Consider the following 16,424-nt stretch of genomic DNA (forward strand, 5'->3'; position numbering starts at 1 on the left):
CATCACCTTTCAATCATTTATCTGAAGATTCCGCAGTCGGTGCTTTTTCATCACCCGGCTGGATTGGAATTGAACAAAAACCTTGTTCAGGTACATCAAGTGCGGTGTTAAATTTCGCCGACAGGTTCTGGAAAGAAACCAGAGCAGTAAGTTCAACCAGTGCATCAGCGTCATACCATTTCTGAATATCGCTGAGCATCGTTTCAGTAACTTTTTGACCGGTGATGGTCATCGCCTCTACGTAAGTAAGAATCGCGCGCTCTTGCTCATCGAAGTACTCACTGTGCTGCCAGTTAGCAAGGGCTTTGATTTTCTCAACACAATCGCAGCGCTCTGCCAGTTTCATACCGTTGGCATCAACGCAAAAAGCACAATCATTAAGCTGAGAAACACGAACGCAGACAAGTGAACGAATAACCGGGGTGATAGGGGAGGACTTACGATCTAAGTATCCAAAGAAACCGGCCACCAGCCAGAATAAAGTAGGGCGTCTACCCCACAATAGCGCGGGATTCAGAACGTTACCGTAATGACGTTTTTGAAGCCAAAGAAGTGGTTTAATAAAGATGGAATACTGTTTTTTGGCTGGTATACGCACATGAGCCCCTTATATGTCTGTATCACTGTAGCAATATGCCACTCTTAGTATATCAATCTAGTTGGACTAATGGTCGGCTATATTACTAGATTGTTGTGAGACACAGACCGTTAATGGGGCAATTAAATTTCAGAAAATTAAGATAATTTTGATAAAAGTGCTTAGTTGACTGAAATTTGTACTACTTGTGACCTTTGTTGTTTGGCAATATCTGCCGTATCAGGGTTTGCGACGAATAGATAAAAGCAGGCAACTAAAGGTAGAGAAGCAATCACCATGGTCTTGCCGATGTGATAGTTGCGATACCAGTATTTCTTTGAGCGAACTTTTAAAAAGACACCCCAGCAAAGCAGCAGTAGGTTAAAGGCCGCAGTAATAATTAGTGCACTCTCAAGAGTTTCAAGAGAGGCATGTTGCTGAAGTACTAAAAGTGTCACTATTGCAGATGGAAGTAAACTGACAAATACAAGACCACGCATTAACCTGGGCCATATACAAAACTTGTCTTTAAACATTTGTTCAGCTTGTCCGGGAAATGGCTTTGAATAGTACATAACAACCTCCGGTTTATATGACGGTTCAATTTTACTAATCGGAGGAGTTAAAAAAAGAGTATTGATGATTTTATGAACAGCTTTGTGAGAGGTGTCAATTTTTCACTCGTATTGACAAAAAATTGTCAATTAACGACTAAATAATTTAATTAAGCAATGATTTTTATATGCTACAAGTGTTAATTAATCAAGTTGGATACAAAGATAAAAAATAAGAGGTGACATGCACCTCTTATTATATTTTGCTTATCTGAATTTAATTCAACTGTGACAGAAGCTCTGTACGTCGCTGTTGTGGAATTACAGACCAGTGCGTACCACTTACAGCACCTTCTAATGCCCACAGAAGCTCGATATTAACTGTATCTCTGTGTGTCTCCTGTAATGCTCTGTAAGCATTTAGGGAACCCGCTTCATACAGCTCTTCAACTGTGGTTATGCCAGCTTTCTTAAGCATTCGCTCGTTGGCCAGGCGAAGGTTCGGCAGATCTTTAATACGGTTCGGTCCGCTTTTGCTTTTGGTTTCCTTATCCTGTTTGGCTGCCTCCAGAGCTCGTTCAGCTTTGCTGACAATTCTTTGCGGCTCATTCCACCATTCTTCAGGAATAGCATATTGCTTAGTTACAACAGGGAAGCCACGTTTTTTATAAACGTAAGGTTCCAGACCTGCTTTCTTATATTCCTCTTCGTTGTCGGCATTAGCACGTAAATGCAATTTGTCATTTACTACAAGCGCAAACATTGTTTCGCCTGAAAATATGCCAAAACCGCCAAACATTGAACGAGATTTAATATTCTCGAAACAATTAAATAATCTTAATGATTCTTTAAGTACTGGTTTGTCCATGCGTCTTCTCGGTGATAAATATTGTGAAATATCTTCGAGTCACCTAAAACAAGAGCGAGGATTCAGAATAGCAAAATTTACAAAAAGACTATGTCAGCGATAAGTTAAAGTCTGACATAGCCATTTGCTACATCCATCGGCAACCCCGCTACCATAAGTGACATAGTTCATAAAACTAAACACTTTTAGGCCGGAAGCTTTGCGTCCCAATCTTTCGAATGGTTTGCCTTGTTCGTGACGCTATTAATATATCTTAAGTTATGATTTTTGACCTTGCTCCCATTTTTAAAAGTGTGATCTTGGTCCAATAAATTAGTTCGTTTTTTGGGCGCTTGACGCATTTTTCATAGCTATTGTTCATATTGAATACCATTTTTTTCACGGATGAAAAAAAACCGGTGAGTTGCCTCACCGGTTTTATGTGTCAATATCGACGCAGATTGCAATTGCAGCTTATGCGCTAAGCTTCTTAACAGACTTGCGAACCACTAGTTCAGGTGCCATTTCAAAAATCTGATGCTCGTGTTTTTTGTCTTTAACACGTGCCAGCAGGATCTCAATTGCTGTTTGACCTAATCGACGTTTAGGTTGGTGAATTGTCGTCAATGGCGGCGAGAAGAACGGCGCCAAATCAATGTTATCGTATCCTATGATTGAAATGTCATCTGGAACACGAATACCAGCTTGTTCAAATGTACTGATTAGACCCATCGCCATGATGTCGTTAAAACAGAAGATAGCAGTTGGGCGATCTTTCATTTCAATAAAGCGATTCGCAGCAACTACAGCGGATTCACACTCGAAGTCGCCTTCGAGAATCCACTTATCGTTTACGTTTAGGTTGGCTTCTTTCATTGCCTTATGGAAGCCTTTCAGGCGCTCCTGACATGTCAGTTTATCTTTATGACCTGTCAGGCAGCCAATCTTATTATGACCTTGTTCGATGAAGTACTTGGTTGCCACATAACCACCAAGTTCTGCGTTGTCCTGAATTTTATCTGTGTGTGGGCTTTCCGGCCCCCAATCCATAATCACCATTGGAAGATCTTTCTGACGTTCAAGCAGCTCAAGTAGCTTTTCATCCAGATCTGAGCACATAACTAGCAGGCCATCGACACGTTTCTCTGCCAACATACGTAGGTAATCACGCTGCTTGGAAAGGTTACCTTCTGTGTTGCAAAGGATCAGCGTATAACCCTGACTGTAGCAGTACTCTTCAACACCGTGTACTACTTCGGCAAAAAATGGGTTAGTCGATTTTGTTACCAGCATTCCGATGGTACGTGTGGTATTACACTTCAGGCTTCGCGCGACGGCACTTGGCGCGTAGTTCAGTTCTTCAACCGCCTCTAATACCTTTTTCTGTGTAGCTTCCGCCACGAAGCGGGTTTTGTTGATCACGTGTGAGACTGTGGTCGTTGAGACACCAGCTAAACGTGCAACATCTTTAATCGTTGCCATACTTATTCTTCTAATAATTTTAGGTCAGAGGGCCCGACCGTTTCATATTCATTTAAATTGATAGTAACAGACAGCAAAATTGTCTGTGGCTGACCAGGTAATTTTGCTGTTTGTTCCCTGCTGCATTCTAAGCAAGCCATCATGTACAAAAACGCCAAAAAGCCGCTTCAACGAGCGGCCTTGCTTCTCGCGTCTTTACTGACGTTACATTGTTAATCGCTTGCGTTCACATTCTACTGAGTGTAGCGCACAGTGCAACGTTTCTGTATTCCAACATGTTAATTCTTGATAGATATCAACAAAGTTAAGGTACTTGTAAGGTGTTTAGATGCATATGCTGGCTTATTTGTGTGACTTAACTAATTTCAAAAAAGCCCCAGGTGATCAACCAGGGGCTTTTAGGACAGATTAATACTTTTCTTTAAAGAACAGATAGTTCAGGATGCCGCTGGTATCACTACCGGATAATCTCCATTTGGGTGCGGTGTTATATAAACTGGCCAGTCATATATGCGTTGTATTGTTGCTGATTGTAAAGATTGCCAGGGTGTCCCATCGGCCTGGATTTTTCCGTCTTTAAGGATGATCAGACGATCCGCGTACTGTGCTGCAAGGTTTAAATCATGGATAACAACTATGACAGCCGCTCCGGCTTTCGTCAGTTCTTGCGCAATCTGTAATGTTCTGTGTTGGTGAGAAAGATCAAGAGCTGAAGTCGGCTCATCAAGTATTAGTACGCAATTGTCTCCTGCTTGACTCAACTGGCTCAATACCCGGGCGTAATGAACACGCTGTTTTTCACCTCCCGACAATGTGGGGTAAAGTCTTGATGCAAGGTGTTCAACGCCAACTCTATTCATCATTTGCTTGGATAAAGCTCTTACTTTTACTTTGGGAAGCTCAAGTGGTAGTGAACCCAGCTCGACAACTTCGGCTGCAGTAAATGCAAAACTCAGGTTGCTATGCTGGGGGAGTACTCCCAGGTGTTTGGCTAGAGTCTTGGGGGACCATTTTTCACACGTTTTGCCAAAGAGTTCAACTTGACCATCGGCTTCTATTTCACCGCATAGCACTTTAAGTAGAGTACTTTTTCCTGCACCGTTAGGACCAAGCAGGGCCGTCATCTGGCCTTTGTGGATTTTTAGATTCAAATCATCGAGCAGCTTTTTTCCGCCTAGTGTTAATTTGAGTCCTCTGCCTTCGATAGCAACGGTTGTTTCAGAGTTTGCCACCTTTTCAGTCATGACATTTTTCCTTTTTGCGTGACTAGCAGAATAATGAAGAATGGAGCACCCAGTATGGCCGTGACTATACCAACAGGCAGTTCTGCCGGCGCTGCAATAACTCGCGCCATCATATCGGCAACCAGCAAAATCAGTGCACCAAGCAATGCAGAAAGTGGTAGCAGGGTTTTATGGTTAGGTCCTGTCAACATGCGGCCCAAGTGAGGGATGATTAAGCCAACGAATCCGATGATACCGGTCAGGGAAACGGCAACACCGACACCGGCGGCGCACAGTAAGATTAAAGTACGTTTCAGGCATTGGACATTAATCCCCATGTGTTTTGCTTCTGCCTCGCCGAGCAGAAAGGCGTTTAATGCGTTTGCATGGCGGTCAAACCAGATTAATAGAATGGCAAGTGTAGTAAATGCGAGGGTAATACTTTGCCATGTTGCACCAGCTAGCGAACCCATTGACCAGAGAGAAAGATCGCGCAGGGCCTGATCATCTGCAAAGTAATTCAGTAACCCGAGTCCTGCGCCGGAAAGGGCACCTATAGCCACACCAGCTAACAGCATAACAGTAACTGATGTACCGGTTTTATCCGTCCCTAAGCGGTAAACCAGATAGGTAGTTGCAGCGCCACCAAGGAATGCACAGGCTGGTACAGTTCCTAAAGTCAATAACTGAGGAAAAGAGTTCGCTAACGGTGCAAAGATGACGATTGCCAGTGCAGCTCCCAAACCCGCACCACCAGAAACACCTATGATTCCTGGATCTGCCAGTGGATTTCTAAACAGTCCCTGCATAACTGCACCACAAAGAGCTAGGATGGCACCAATGGCAATACAGAGTAGCGTTCGCGGCAGGCGAACCTGATGAATCACCAGTTTGATGTGGAGAGGTAGATCTACATTCCACGGAGACAGGGCTTTGATGCTTTCACTGAAGCTGATTGTCATCGGGCCGACAATCACTGAAGTAATGACTGCTAGCGCCAGCAGAAAAAAGCCCAGTGGAAAAGCGGTGCTGACGGGCATTCTTTTGAGCTGCATAATTCTAGATTGCATAGATAACCGTAATTTCGTTAGCTTCAGTTTTCGTAAAACACTTTGTTCAGGCGTTCTGCTTCACTCAGGCTCAATAAACCTAATCCGCCGATAAGAGCTGCGCCGTCGATCGAGGCCAGTGATTTTGTTTGGCCTGCCGGAGTGGCTGCCAGTAAAGGAATCCTGCTTAACAAACCATCAATATTGCTGATTTGATACATAGTACGGGAGCTGACCAGGATGATATCCGGCTGCATTTGCACCATCGCCTCAACAGAAATGGGTTTGTAAGATTCAACAAAACTTGCTGCAGGGTTGATTGCTCCGGCAAGTTTGATAACAGTATCTGCTGTTGTATTACGACCGGCTACATTGGCCGGGCGGCCTTCATGTAACATCAGGAACAGTACTTTTTTCGGCGAAGAGTTGCTTGACTGTATACGTTTGAAAATTGAATTAACCTGATTCTGTACCTTTGCCTGAAGATGTTCAGCTTCTTTTTCCTTGCCTGTTATTTTTCCTACTTCGGCAATTCGAAATTTGAGGTCATGGACTGTCTCACCTGAATTGACAATATTGACTTTAATCCCGGTCTGACGAATCAGGTTCAATGTCGTCTCCGGACCCATTTCATCAGAGCCCAGAATGCGTGTTGGGTTGAGTGCGATTAGGCTCTCTGCTGACAGTTGGCGGTGATAGCCTAGTTTAGGTGTGTTGTCATCAACCAGTGAACGGCTGGTTGCATCGACAGCCACAATTTGCTCCTGCGCATTCAAGGCATAAATCAGCTCAGTGATGGTTGCGCCAGCACTGATGATGCGTTCATTGGCCCATGCAGAACCTGAAATGATAAATAGGGCGGTTGCCAGAGCAAGTTGCCTCATGATTCTTCCTCTTCCATTAGTAGTTGAGTGGCTTTAATGTCGTGTTGTTGCAGGAATGCAAGCAACTTCAGCATGTGTTCAACAGAGCCTGCTTTATCTGCACCAATTACAACCGGTCGTTGTGGATTTTTTTTCATTTCCTTAATCAGTGCTTGTGTGAACTCATTCCAGCTTTCAATTGGAGCGCTCTGTAAAGCCCAGTAAGGTGATGCTGAAGCCAGGTTGATTGTTACCGGATCCGCCTCAGTTTCTTGCAGTGTTTTGGTTTCTGTTTGCGGTAAGTCAACCTCTAGCGATTGCAAACGCACACTGGCTGTTAGCAAAAGGAAAACCATGACAATGAAAATAATGTCCAGTAGAGGGGTCAGGTCCGGCTGGATTTCCTCTTCAAGTAATGAATTATTCGCGCGGATCATGTCTTGGCCTCAGTGGCTTTATGGTTGGACGGTATATTTTGTTGGCAGTTTTGATCCAGGCTGATCCCTTCAAGCCAAAGGTTGCAGTGGTTGAGGGTATGCTCCAGTTTGGCAGTCACTTTATCGGCCCATAATCCAAGTAACTGCGCACCGGCGATGGCTGGCAGGGCGATGATCAGACCTGCGGCAGTGGTACGCATCGCAAGTCCCAGACCATCAGCAAGATCATTCGGTGTTACAGATCCTGTGGATAGCGCGATTCCTTTAAACATGTCGATCAGGCCAAGAACCGTACCCAAGAGACCTAGTAGCGGGCTAATTACTCCGATAAGACCAAGTAGGCGTAAACCGGAGCGAAGCTGGCTGCGTTTTTGTTGCAGCCAGATTCCGGCTGCATCTTCACGCAGAGGCTTATTAAAGTGGCGATGGGAAATCAGCATAGCGACACCTTTATACAGAAGGGGCCGCTGTGTTTTGAGTGAGTTGGCCAGCTGATCAAGTCCTTCCTCGTTATTGCGGTTTTGCGCTGCAAGAAGGCTGTTGATTTTGCTTTTTCCGACACCGGTGCACAGCAGCACCTGTATTGATCTCTCAAGCAAAATCATAAGAGTTAAGGCTGAGCAGATCAGAAGCGGCCAAGTCATCAGGCCGAGTTGATTTTGCAGTTGGTAAATAGTGTTCATTGCTTAATCCAATTTAAAACGAACAGGGATCTGAACCCGATGGGCAATGGCTTGACCATCAACGACATGAGAAGAAAACCGCCAGCGCTTAATGGCTTTTAGCGCTGCTTCATCCAGAACAGTTGTCCCGGATGACTTCAATAAAGTCTGCTTTATTTGCTTGCCATCAGGAGCAATCCAAACTTCGATCATTACCTGTCCTTCAATACCCCGACGCTTGGCGATTCTTGGATATTTCACCGGACTTGGCCGGGTGGCGAAGGTCGGATTACTCACGAGTTTGGGGGAGTTGTTAACTCCGGCTGCCTCCTGGCTTTTTACTTCTGGCTTTGCTTCTGCCTGTGGCATGGGTTCTGCTTTTACTGGTTGAGGTTTGGAAGTGGTTCTTTCCGGCAGCTTTTGTTCTTTGTTTTTTACTACTTTGTTCTCAGCCTTCTTCGGAGCCGTTTTTTGGGGGGCTGGTTTTATGTTCTTTTGTACAGGTAGCGACTTGTTTTCCGGCTGTTTTCTCTTTACCAGCTTTTTGATTTTGGTTTCTTTTTGTATTGGTTCTGGCTTAGTTTCAGTTTGTACAGCCGGAGCTGGCGTTTCTTTTACGGCCTGGTGAGCTGCCGGTTTGGGTACAGACACTAAGTTTAGAGATACACGGGTTGATTCTGTACCAACAGGCATCGCTATTGCCTTGTTTTCAGGAACGGCAGATAAAAGGATGCTGTGTATAAGAAGCGATGCTGTTCCTGCTATTACATAACGTTTGCTGTTCACTGCTAAGTACCTGACATTTGCCGTTATACACAACAGATTCGAAAACGTTCAATCCAGAATCTAAGTCAATGATATAACGAAGAAATATATTGTTAATTAATCGATCAAAAACCGCTTTTGATCGATGTTTGTGCTCATTATCCACGAAAGGCGAATAATATCAATTATCATTTGCAATCACATTTATCGGTGATTATGATGCCGTCAAATAACAAGTCTTATCATTTGGCGGGAGGCCGACAGCTGTTGGCTTGAATTATCTATGCAGTTAGAACAACCATTAAATCCAGAGTATTTAAGGGAAGAGTTGACGGGGAGGCATACGCCTGATCCTTTACGCTTTGCTTTTGAAAATAAGCGCTCGGCTCATGCCGGTGGTATGTCATCAATGGTGGCTGAAGAGGATCGTCAGACAACAGCTATGGCTACATTGCAGAACGTTCCTTCAGTAGCAGGAAAGCGATGCTTGTATATTCATGTCCCGTTTTGCCGTGTGCGCTGTACTTATTGCAACTTTTTTCAGTATGCCTCGAGTCAGTCTCTGATCGATGACTATTTTGAAGCTTTGTTGACCGAGCTGGTATTTAAAGCGCAAATGCCCTGGACCCAGTCAGCACCATTCCATGCTGTCTATATCGGTGGCGGTACACCGACGGATCTCACTGCCGAGCAGATAACCCGCCTGGGTAAGATGGTGCGACAGCATTTTCCGTTAACCACGGATTGTGAACTAACGCTTGAAGGTCGAATTAACCGCTTTGATGACAAGATGTTTGATGCGGCTCTGGAAGGTGGTTTTAACCGTTTTTCATTCGGGGTACAAAGCTTTGATACTCAGGTACGACGTAAAGCAAAACGCCTTGATGACAGAGACGTGGTGCTTGAGCGAATTCAGCAACTGAGCTCGACTGATGCCGCACCGATTGTGATTGATTTGCTGTTTGGTCTTCCATATCAGGATGTGGATATTTGGCAGCAGGATCTTGATGATTTCCTTGATAGCGGTGCCCACGGTGTCGATCTTTATCAGCTCATTGAAATGGGCGGTACACCGATGAAAGGGATGATTGAACAGGGACGATTGCCCGAGCCTGCAGATACGCCAACTAAGGCAACTATGTTCGAATACGGTGTGGATTTCATGGCCAGGCACCATCTTCGCAGATTGAGTGTAAATCATTGGGCTCGAGATAACAGAGAACGCAGTATTTATAACAGCCTGGCGAAGACATCAGCTGAGGTGTTACCTCTGGGTGCAGGCGCAGGTGGTGGCGTTGGTGGCTATGGTTTTATGCAGCACCGCAACCTGGATGCTTATATTAATTCAGTAAAAGCCAGAGAAATACCGTTGGCGATGATGACGAAGTCATCTCCACAGGCTGCTTTGCATTCGGAGATAAAAGCTAGTTTTGACCGTGGTTTTCTGTCTGCAAAAGAGCTCATCGCGAAATTTAATCAGGACATATTCAGTTACTGTCGCCCGCTTTATGAAATCTGGCAGCGTAACGGCTTGGTTAAGGTTGAAGGTGATTACTTATCACTGACGCTCGCGGGTACGTTTTGGTCGGTTACTCTGGCACAGGCAATGATCGAGGTGTTGCAAAAAGGCATGGTTTCTAAAGCGGCATAAAGCGCGGAGCCGGTTCTGCTCGTATTCGGCTCAAGATACAAACTTTCTTATAAATAATGAAACTTCGGCCAATGGAATGCTCAACTTCTGACAAGCCGGAATTTGGAGTGTAATTGTGTTTGAACATATTTCTTTCGAAGCATTGAAATCACAAGTCGCGAAACAACTTGAAGAGAATCCACAGGCTCATGCGATGTCTATTGCTGAAACACTTGGGGTTACTGAAGGTGAGGTAGTAATGGCTTACCCGGAAGAGCTGGTTGTTCCGGTTCCGGGAGGTAGAGCTCAGGCAATTTTGGAAGATTTACCTGCGTGGGGGCCGGTGACTTCGATTGTGCACTCTATGGGCTCGATCTTTGAAGTTAAAGCGCCATTCCCTAAGGGGAAAGAAGCTCGCGGATATTATAACCTTATGGGTAAAGACGGGGAGCTGCATGGCCACCTTCGCCTGGATTTGGTTACTGACATTGCTCTTGTCAGCAAACCATTTATGGGACAGGAAAGCTACTTCATAGGTTTCTTTGCCAAGGGCGGTGAGTGCGTCTTTAAAGTTTATTTAGGACGTGACAAAAAGCGTAGGCTGTTCCCTGAACAAGTCGAAAAATTTAAACAATTAAAACAAGAATATCTCGGAGAAAAGTAAAGAATGAATGAAGTAAAGCAGGAACGCCTTCAAAACCGGCTTGGCCCTGAAATTGCCGAATTTCGAGAGTCGTGCCAGACCCTTCAGCTCGCTACTGTTGATGTAGAAGGCAAACCCAATGTGAGTTACGCGCCCTTTGCCTTGTTGGATGATGGTTATTATGTGTTGATCAGCCAGATTGCCAAACATGCGCGTAATTTGCTTGAGAATCCGCAAGTGTCTTTGATGATGATTGAAGATGAAGGTACGTCGAAAACGATTTATGCCCGCAAGCGACTAACATTTGAAGCGAATGTCTTTGTGGTTGATCGGGAAACCGAACGTTGGCAGGAAGGTATTTCTGCATTGCAAGATCGTTTTGGTGAAATTGTTGAAGGGCTAAGCGGTCTGGCAGATTTTTCTCTATTCCGCCTGGAGCCGACTCAGGGATTGTTTGTTAAAGGCTTTGGTCAGGCATTTCAGGTTAGCGGTGATGATCTGGTGGACTTTGTTCATTTGCAGGAAGGACACAAGCGTATTGTAGATGGAAGCGAAGTGACAACACCATCAGAAAAGCTGTAACAGCAGTTCGTATCTTAATGTAAGTTGCAACATGAATAGTGATTTAAGGCCTGAATGAATATCAGGCCTTTGTTCGTTTAGGTCGTTATAACGGACAATCGCGGAATCGCTTGATCCGGATCATCGTAAGCAGAAGGCTTTCTTGATGGGGGAAAATTTCGTGTGATAATTGTCATATTGATAACAATATCGGATTTGATTTTATGTCCAATAAGAATACGAAAGGTGTGCGTTTTGCCTACGTCGCCAGCTTCCTGACCCCGTTTACGTTAATGATTTCTGGTATTTTTGCAGTGCTTTATTCTGCGTACCAAATGAATAAAGGTACAGATGAGCTGAGTTACAGCCATTACTACACAATAATTCGTACTTTCTTTTTGTTCTTTACCTTCTTTGTTGTGCTGGGCGTAACGGCCGCGACCATGAGTGGGATGGTGGCCGGTGCCGGTTACTGGGTACACAGTTCGCTGCTGGATAAACTTTTGCAGGCAATTCCGATTGTGGGTTTGATCATAGCAGCGCTTGCCATTCTGAAGTGGTTTTTCCAGCATATAAAAGGTATGAAACTACTGAGCCAGAATAAGGCAATCGAGTTGTAAAAATCGAAGCGAATCATAACTAATATATAACCGAAGCCCTATGGCTTCGGTTTTTTTATGCCTGAATCAGAGTGAGTTTAAAGCTTCTATAGATGGTGTTAAATATATTAATCAATGACTTTTTATATTTAATTTATTGATTCTTCCAATTTAATCTTCTTCGGTTTTTATAGTCTTACGCATTTTTTAAATTATTTTCCTGCTTAATTTCATCTCTGATTTAAATTTTATTCCTGAATGGAAATTATATTTTTTGTAAAAAAGTAGCATTTAAATACTTATGGGGAATATGGTGACTGGGTTCAAAAATTAAGTAATTAATATGACACTTGATTACTATTTGCATAAGAACTGTGACTTGGGTTGAGTAATAGCTCTAGAATCATGTGTAGATTATATGAGCATGTTTTGTCCTGTTAAGTGATCTGATGATAGATATTGATGCTGGAAAAGAACGAATTATTCAGGAGTTTGTGCCAGGCAAGCAAGTTACACTTGCGCATCTTGTTGCAAATCCAACCGAAGAGCTTTGTGAACGTGTTGGTGTAGAAAGTCTGGGTGCTATTGGTATTCTGACTCTAACCCCTGGTGAAACATCAATTATTGCCGGTGATATTGCGACTAAGGCAGCCCATGTCAGTATTGGGTTTCTGGACCGTTTTTCTGGTGCTTTAGTTATTACCGGAAGTGTTTCTGCCGTTGAAGAATCTTTAAAAACCGTAATAAGTGTTTTAAGCGATACCTTGTCTTATAACACTTGCGATATGACAAGAACGTAAATTATGGCTACGGATCAGATAGGCAATGTCGCTTTTGTTGGTGAAGTTGATGCTGGTAAATCAGCGTTGATCGATAAGTTAATTGTTCAGGAAGCTAATATTGGTAAAACCCAGTCCCCCATTTTTTATAAAGGCCGGGTAATTGATACTCCGGGAGAGTTTGTTGATAACCGCTCATGGAACGGTGCATTACTTTCCACGATCTCTACCGTAAAAACGATTGTCATTTTGCAGCCGGCAACGGCAAAGCGAATAACAGCACCAAGCGGTCTGCTGCGTGTATATCCAAATAAAAATGTTGTTGGGGTGATCAGCAAAATTGACGCAGAGGGCGCTGATTGCGAGAGAGCTGCGGCTTTGCTGAAACAAAACGGAATAGCTGGGCCGTATTTCGAAACCTCAATTTTTGATCAGGCATCAGTTGATCGGCTTTACCACCATTTACTTTCGCTCCAGCCCGTTGCGCTGGATTGAACTGTGTCTAACTACCAAGGATTGCAGTAATGAAGAAATTAATTTCTGCAGCGGATGTTCGCAAGGCGAAGTCAGAAAAACGACCGTACCTTGTTGTCCCTGTGAAGGATTTTATTGTGACGCCGGAAGCGCGAGATGTTGCCAGTGTGGAAGGAATTGAGCTTTTAGAAGAGGCTCCGGTTGCCCCGCAGCCTCAGATCACTCAGCCGGCAGTTATAGCAGAACCTGTTGCTATTTCACAACCGGTAACGTCTGCTGAATTGTCAGTCGCTCGGGAAATTCAGGCTGAGATTGAATCAAAACTGCCGGATGTTGACGGTGAAAAGAGCGTATTAATCCAGGCTTTAGTTGCTAAGGCATTGGCTGATTTTAACCAACAGGCTCCGGCTTCTGCTCGTCAAATAAATGATGACGGTATTGTACTTGTTCGTGGTAATGCGGTTCAGCTTGGTGAGTTCGATGGAGCGCCAGGAAAGAACATAGGTCTGACAGACGTTATTGGTGCTCAGGACAATAGTAACATGGGGGTTGGTTACATGGGGTGGGAGAACGCCTTCTTCCCATGGACTCTATGCTACGACGAAGTCAACGTAGTACTGGAAGGTGAGTTTCATGTTAAGACAGCCTCCGGCACAACTATCGGAAAGCCTGGCGATGTGATCTTCATTCCTAAGGGCAGCACGGTGGAGTTTGGTACACCGACGCATGTTCGCTATGTCTACATTACCTATCCGGCTGAATGGGCGTAGGTATGGACAAGACAACAACACCTTCGTTTATCACTGAAGATTACCTGCGCCAGCATGTCGGTATGCGGCATGGCGGGGAAATTCACCTGCCGCCGGGTACACGTTTCACTCCGGCCGCACAGCAGTTACTGAATGACAAACAGATCACTGTGCGCTGGCGAGATGAAAAAGGGCAGGTGTTTGTTGAAAGTGCGTCTACGCAGGGCGCACAGCTGGAAAAGGTACATCCGCTGAAGAATAACAATGTCAGGCCGGAAAATGCCTGCATGTTATGCGGTTCTGATGTTGCCAGTAAACCGGCGTTAATGACCCATCTCAATGACCAGATGCTGGTGCCTAAGACCCATCCGCGTATTTTGCTTAGAGGCAAGCTCGATAGCTGTATCAGTTATTGTGTGACTGTACAGTGTGCAATGGATTCAATGCCGGAAATGTTGCAGGGCTTTGTGGCTGACATCCGTTCGTATCTTGGTCAGGTGATGCAATGTGAAGTGACTGAACAGTCCTTACCTGAGCCTGAATTAGGCGAATTCAGCGCAGATATTGTCCATCGCTGGTCCCATAATCCGCTGCGTTATTTGGGTCATGACCATATCCTGCCTGATGTGAGCTACGGAGCTTTAGTTGCGCAACTTAACTACCTTCGAGCACAGGTACGTGAGCTGGAGCTAGTGGCAAGCCAAGTGTATATGGACCACAGCATGAAGCTGACTCGTAACGATATTGTGGCAGGTCTGAACCGGCTATCCAGTGCGATATATGTTGTGATGATTCTGGTGCTGCAATGCCAGCATGGCAATCATGCGCTATTAGGAGGGCTGGGCAATGAAATTGCTTGAGCAGTGCCGTAGCCAGTGTTTTAAATATCCTAAACGTATCGTTTTTCCTGATGCTAATGATGTCCGTCTGTTACATGCCGCAAATGAAATGAAGCTGGCGGGGTTGGCTGAGCCTATCTTGCTTGGCAATCCGTTTCAGCTTCGGGACCTGGCACATCGTAGTGGTATTGCTGTTCCATGTCTTACTCTGCTTTCTCCGGAATCGGCAGGTTGCTTTGACGAGATGGTGACAAGTTATATCGCCAAGCAGCGCAAGCCGGTGACGATGGAAGAAGCCGTTTCCAGGCTCAAGCGTCCGTTGGATTTTGCCATGATGATGGTTGATCAGGGCTATGCAGATATTTGCATCGGCGGCAACGTATCTACAACCGGAGATGTGATCCGCGCGGCTATCCGTGGCATCGGTGTTGCGCCGGGCTCTAAAACTGTTTCCAGCTTCTTCCTGATGTTGTCACCAGACGGTGAACAGGTTCATGCCTTTTCCGATGCCGGAGTTATTCCCGTTCCGACGGCACAGCAGTTGGCTGATATTGCCATTGATACTGCATATAACTACCAGATGCTCACTGGCAATGAACCACGTGTGGCCATGCTTTCTTTTTCAACCAAGGGAAGTGCTGATCACCCGACTGTGAGCAAGATGTCGGAAGCCACCGAACTTGTCCGCCAGCGCCAGCCGAATTTGATCATCGACGGTGAAGTGCAGTTCGATGCTGCGATTGTTCCGGCGGTGGCGGCCCAAAAAATGCCTGACAGTCCGCTTGGCGGTCAGGCCAATGTCTTTATTTTCCCCTCTCTGAATGCGGGCAACATTGCCTACAAAGTGGCTCAGCGTTTGGGAGGATACATAGCTCTGGGTCCCATGCTGCAAGGTTTGGCGGCACCGGTGCACGATTTATCCCGCGGCTGTAGTGCGACAGATATCGTCGATATCTCAGTGTTGGCATCCAGCCTGTGTAAATAACCCATTTAACCAACAGCTAGTTTTGAGGATTTAACAATGGAAGCGCTAGGCATTATTGAAACAAAAGGACTGACGGCACTGATTGAAGCATCTGATGCCATGGTCAAAGCAGCCCGTGTTCAACTGGTTGGCTACAAGCAAATCGGCTCAGGAATCGTTTCTGCCATGGTGCGTGGCGATGTGGCTGCATGTAAAGCGGCAACTGATGCAGGGGCTGCTGCTGCCCAACGTTTAGGTGAAGTGGTTGCTGTACACGTTATCCCTCGTCCACACGGTGATCTGGAAGCAATCTTCCCAATTACAGCGGAGGAAGAGGACGCGAAACCTGCTCCTAAAACCCGCACTACAACCAAATAAGTCTGAATAAGGATAAGTCAATGGACGCATTAGGAATTCTTGAAACAAAAGGGCTGACAGCCCTGATCGAAGCCTCTGACGCAATGGTGAAGGCGGCTCGTGTCGAACTTGTTGGTTATCAGCAGATTGGTTCTGGTTACGTGACCGCACTGATCCGTGGTGACGTGGCGTCTTGCAAGGCTGCCACCGATGCCGGCTCAGTAGTTGCCCAACGTCTTGGCGAATTGGTGGCGGTGCATGTTATCCCTCGTCCGCACGGCGATCTGGAAAAAGTATTTCCCATTAAAGCCAAATAATCAGGCTTCCCCTTGGCATTAAAACCAGGGGGTGTTGAAAGGTAGGAACTCGT

21 protein-coding genes and 1 riboswitch are annotated in these 16,424 nt (G+C 45.3%); of the genes, 11 read left to right on the forward strand and 10 right to left on the reverse strand.

Annotated elements, in window-relative coordinates:
- Positions 1-13 precede the first annotated feature (13 nt).
- The 10 genes from C942_RS00135 to C942_RS00180 all read right to left on the reverse strand — a co-directional run bounded on the left by C942_RS00135 (position 14) and on the right by C942_RS00180 (position 8,480).
- Positions 14-598, reverse strand: a complete 585-nt coding sequence (locus tag C942_RS00135) for a carboxymuconolactone decarboxylase family protein (protein ID WP_007461095.1) — start codon at positions 596-598, stop codon at positions 14-16.
- Positions 599-759: 161 nt separating this feature from the next.
- Positions 760-1,152 (reverse strand): hypothetical protein, encoded by a 393-nt coding sequence (locus C942_RS00140; protein WP_232428119.1) that lies wholly within the window; start codon positions 1,150-1,152, stop codon positions 760-762.
- A gap of 256 nt (positions 1,153-1,408) precedes the next feature.
- Positions 1,409-1,999 carry a TfoX/Sxy family DNA transformation protein gene (locus tag C942_RS00145; RefSeq protein WP_036798147.1) on the reverse strand — a complete coding sequence of 197 codons (591 nt, stop codon included), beginning with the start codon at positions 1,997-1,999 and terminating at the stop codon, positions 1,409-1,411.
- Between the two features lie 135 nt (positions 2,000-2,134).
- Positions 2,135-2,237, reverse strand: a riboswitch (cyclic di-GMP riboswitch).
- A 215-nt stretch (positions 2,238-2,452) separates the two neighbouring features.
- Entirely contained in the window at positions 2,453-3,460 is a 1,008-nt protein-coding gene (purR, locus tag C942_RS00150; RefSeq protein ID WP_007461101.1) for an HTH-type transcriptional repressor PurR, read from the reverse strand.
- A 437-nt stretch (positions 3,461-3,897) separates the two neighbouring features.
- Positions 3,898-4,704, reverse strand: coding sequence for a heme ABC transporter ATP-binding protein (locus C942_RS00155; protein WP_007461106.1), 807 nt, complete (start codon positions 4,702-4,704; stop codon positions 3,898-3,900).
- Complete coding sequence (locus C942_RS00160) at positions 4,701-5,738, reverse strand: FecCD family ABC transporter permease (protein ID WP_007461108.1); 1,038 nt, start codon at positions 5,736-5,738, stop codon at positions 4,701-4,703. The genes C942_RS00155 and C942_RS00160 overlap by 4 nt, the downstream gene beginning before the upstream one ends.
- A gap of 38 nt (positions 5,739-5,776) precedes the next feature.
- Positions 5,777-6,616, reverse strand: a complete 840-nt coding sequence (locus C942_RS00165; RefSeq protein ID WP_007461110.1) for a heme/hemin ABC transporter substrate-binding protein — start codon at positions 6,614-6,616, stop codon at positions 5,777-5,779.
- Entirely contained in the window at positions 6,613-7,032 is a 420-nt protein-coding gene (locus C942_RS00170; protein ID WP_007461111.1) for an ExbD/TolR family protein, read from the reverse strand. The genes C942_RS00165 and C942_RS00170 overlap by 4 nt, the downstream gene beginning before the upstream one ends.
- Positions 7,029-7,715 carry a MotA/TolQ/ExbB proton channel family protein gene (locus C942_RS00175; RefSeq protein WP_007461113.1) on the reverse strand — a complete coding sequence of 229 codons (687 nt, stop codon included), beginning with the start codon at positions 7,713-7,715 and terminating at the stop codon, positions 7,029-7,031. Before C942_RS00175 ends, C942_RS00170 begins: the two co-directional genes overlap by 4 nt.
- A gap of 3 nt (positions 7,716-7,718) precedes the next feature.
- Positions 7,719-8,480 (reverse strand): energy transducer TonB, encoded by a 762-nt coding sequence (locus C942_RS00180; RefSeq protein WP_036798151.1) that lies wholly within the window; start codon positions 8,478-8,480, stop codon positions 7,719-7,721.
- A gap of 262 nt (positions 8,481-8,742) precedes the next feature.
- On the opposite strand from C942_RS00180, the gene hutW reads away from it, so the two are divergent.
- The 11 genes from hutW (at position 8,743) to eutM (C942_RS00235) (ending at position 16,371) form a co-directional block, all read left to right on the forward strand.
- Positions 8,743-10,110 carry a heme anaerobic degradation radical SAM methyltransferase ChuW/HutW gene (gene hutW / locus C942_RS00185; protein WP_007461116.1) on the forward strand — a complete coding sequence of 456 codons (1,368 nt, stop codon included), beginning with the start codon at positions 8,743-8,745 and terminating at the stop codon, positions 10,108-10,110.
- A 115-nt stretch (positions 10,111-10,225) separates the two neighbouring features.
- Positions 10,226-10,753 carry a heme utilization cystosolic carrier protein HutX gene (gene hutX / locus C942_RS00190; protein WP_007461118.1) on the forward strand — a complete coding sequence of 176 codons (528 nt, stop codon included), beginning with the start codon at positions 10,226-10,228 and terminating at the stop codon, positions 10,751-10,753.
- A gap of 3 nt (positions 10,754-10,756) precedes the next feature.
- Entirely contained in the window at positions 10,757-11,314 is a 558-nt protein-coding gene (gene hutZ / locus C942_RS00195) for a heme utilization protein HutZ (RefSeq protein ID WP_007461121.1), read from the forward strand.
- 203 nt (positions 11,315-11,517) lie between these two features.
- The gene (locus tag C942_RS00200; RefSeq protein ID WP_007461123.1) at positions 11,518-11,913 is read left to right on the forward strand and encodes a hypothetical protein; all 396 of its coding nucleotides are present in this window, start codon (positions 11,518-11,520) and stop codon (positions 11,911-11,913) included.
- Positions 11,914-12,341: 428 nt separating this feature from the next.
- Positions 12,342-12,692 carry an ethanolamine utilization microcompartment protein EutS gene (gene eutS, locus C942_RS00205; RefSeq protein ID WP_007461125.1) on the forward strand — a complete coding sequence of 117 codons (351 nt, stop codon included), beginning with the start codon at positions 12,342-12,344 and terminating at the stop codon, positions 12,690-12,692.
- 3 nt (positions 12,693-12,695) lie between these two features.
- The gene (locus tag C942_RS00210) at positions 12,696-13,166 is read left to right on the forward strand and encodes a EutP/PduV family microcompartment system protein (protein WP_007461127.1); all 471 of its coding nucleotides are present in this window, start codon (positions 12,696-12,698) and stop codon (positions 13,164-13,166) included.
- Positions 13,167-13,195: 29 nt separating this feature from the next.
- On the forward strand, positions 13,196-13,915 hold the full coding sequence (eutQ, locus tag C942_RS00215) for an ethanolamine utilization acetate kinase EutQ (protein WP_007461129.1): 720 nt from the start codon (positions 13,196-13,198) through the stop codon (positions 13,913-13,915).
- 2 nt (positions 13,916-13,917) lie between these two features.
- Positions 13,918-14,754: an ethanolamine utilization cob(I)yrinic acid a,c-diamide adenosyltransferase EutT gene (gene eutT / locus C942_RS00220; protein ID WP_007461131.1), complete on the forward strand. Its 837-nt coding sequence runs from the start codon at positions 13,918-13,920 to the stop codon at positions 14,752-14,754.
- On the forward strand, positions 14,741-15,718 hold the full coding sequence (gene pta, locus C942_RS00225; RefSeq protein WP_007461133.1) for a phosphate acetyltransferase: 978 nt from the start codon (positions 14,741-14,743) through the stop codon (positions 15,716-15,718). The genes eutT and pta overlap by 14 nt, the downstream gene beginning before the upstream one ends.
- A gap of 36 nt (positions 15,719-15,754) precedes the next feature.
- On the forward strand, positions 15,755-16,075 hold the full coding sequence (gene eutM / locus C942_RS00230) for an ethanolamine utilization microcompartment protein EutM (RefSeq protein ID WP_007461134.1): 321 nt from the start codon (positions 15,755-15,757) through the stop codon (positions 16,073-16,075).
- Between the two features lie 20 nt (positions 16,076-16,095).
- Positions 16,096-16,371 carry an ethanolamine utilization microcompartment protein EutM gene (gene eutM / locus C942_RS00235; protein ID WP_007461136.1) on the forward strand — a complete coding sequence of 92 codons (276 nt, stop codon included), beginning with the start codon at positions 16,096-16,098 and terminating at the stop codon, positions 16,369-16,371.
- Positions 16,372-16,424: the final 53 nt, after the last annotated feature.

The sequence above is a fragment of the Photobacterium marinum genome, assembly GCF_000331515.1.
Taxonomy (GTDB): Bacteria; Pseudomonadota; Gammaproteobacteria; order Enterobacterales; family Vibrionaceae; genus Photobacterium; species Photobacterium marinum.